General features: G+C 62.0%; 1 protein-coding gene. It reads left to right on the top strand.

All coding sequences use genetic code 11. From position 1 onward, the window contains the following. Positions 1 to 275: 275 nt before the first annotated feature. The coding region (locus tag QZY07_RS21300; RefSeq protein ID WP_295407102.1) for a hypothetical protein at positions 276 to 1,794 on the top strand (1,519 nt) is incomplete at its 3' end.

Raw genomic sequence — 1,794 nt, forward strand, 5'->3', positions numbered from 1 at the left:
ACACGCCTCAACCTTGAAAATTTTTCTGGGAAAACCGCCGAATCAATTTATCAAGATTTTTACTCAACGGTCTATTTAAGTGGGCTTGAGTCGATTCTAGGGAGTTCAATTTGATACGAAATGGCGTCAGATGATTCATACAGGTGTCGTGTCGCGGGAGCGGGTGTTGGCGCGCCCGCTGCCGCCCCCTTTGACAGGCATCGACAACTCCGCTGGTTCAAGCCACACTTCGCGGCATGGTGACCTGCCCACCTGATCTGAGAAGGCACATGCGGATGGAGAATTTCAAAAGTCCCGTGGCCCGGTTGGCCCGACTGTTCCAGAAATCGCGCGATGCGTGGAAAGCCAAAGCCTTGGATAAACAGCGGCGTCTGCGTGCGGCCCAGATCAAGATCCGGGATCTGGACGCGAGCCGGGCGTATTGGAAAGGCCGAGCGCTGGCGCTGGAGCGGGGCGAGCAGCCGCCAGCCGCGGAGGGGGCGTCGACCACCGAGGACGACCAACCGGAGGAGCCGACCCAGCGTTTCGTCCTGTTGCCGCCGCCCGGTCATCATCATTCGCGGTTGGTCATGCAACTCACGATGCAGATGTATTTGATGGCGGGGCTCGGCAGCCGGGGGGTTCCCCGCGTGCTGCATCTGCTGGCGCCGTGGTTGCCGATCGCCATCCCGGCTTATACCACGGTGCTCAACTGGGTCTACCGCTGCGGATTGGCGATCCTTCAGCGTCCGCCGGAGCGGCGTCAAGATTGGATTTATGTGGTCGATCATACGATTGCGCTGGGAACGGCGAAGTGTCTCGTGATTCTGGGAATCCCCGCCAGTCGGCTGGTCGAAACGGGATACAGTCCGAGTCACCAGGCCATGCAGGTACTGGCCGTGGAGATGACCATGCACAGCACGGGGGCGTGGGTGGCGACGGTGCTGCGGGACGTCGCCCAACGCACCGGTTTGCCGGTGCAGATCGTCGCCGATCATGGCAGCGACCTGCACAAGGGGATCACGCTGTTTCAGCAAGAACAGGCGCCGAACTGTGTGGAAACGTATGACATCTCGCATCGTCTCGCCACCCTGCTTAAGGCCGAGTTGAATGCCGATGACCGCTGGAACCGGTTTCTGGCGCAGTGCCGCACGACCCTGGCGTCTTTCCAGCAGACCGACTTGGCGTTTCTGTTGCCACCGCGTCAACGCACCAAGGCGCGCTTCATGCACTTCGATCTCCATGTCCACTGGGCACAGCAAGTGCTGGCCTATCACGATCGCGGGGATTTCAGTGCCATTCAGCGGACCTGCGTCCTGAGCGTGGCCGCTTGGGATCACCTGCGCGGACGCTTGGGGGTCGCCCGTGTGCGTCCCCTGCGCCCCCTGATCGGCCACCGGCATCCCGACCAGACGGCGTTTTGCCACGCCCTGCAAGCGGTTTCCGATCTCACCCGCGACGACCTCGATGAGCCGTTCTGGGATCTCGCCGACACCGGTCGCGCCCGCTTCCTGGAAGGCTTCGCCTGGCTGCGTTCCGAGCGTGAGGAACTGACGGTCTATGCCCAGATGCTGGAACAGTCCAAGGCGATTCAGACGTTTCTCAAGTCCGAGGGATTGCACGCCGGCGTCTGTGAACCCCTGCGAGCCACCCTGGCCCCGCCCGCCGCGCTCACGCCACGGGCCGCTGACTTCACCGACCGGATCCTGGCGCAGGTGGCCCAGGAAGCCGCCAAGATCCCGTCTGGCCAGACCTGGCTGGCGTCCTCCGACATCATCGAATCGGTGTTCGGAAAATACAAAACGTTCACGTCGC

Origin of the sequence: uncultured Thiocystis sp., from assembly GCF_903866365.1 — a bacterium.
Taxonomy (GTDB): Bacteria; Pseudomonadota; Gammaproteobacteria; order Chromatiales; family Chromatiaceae; genus Chromatium.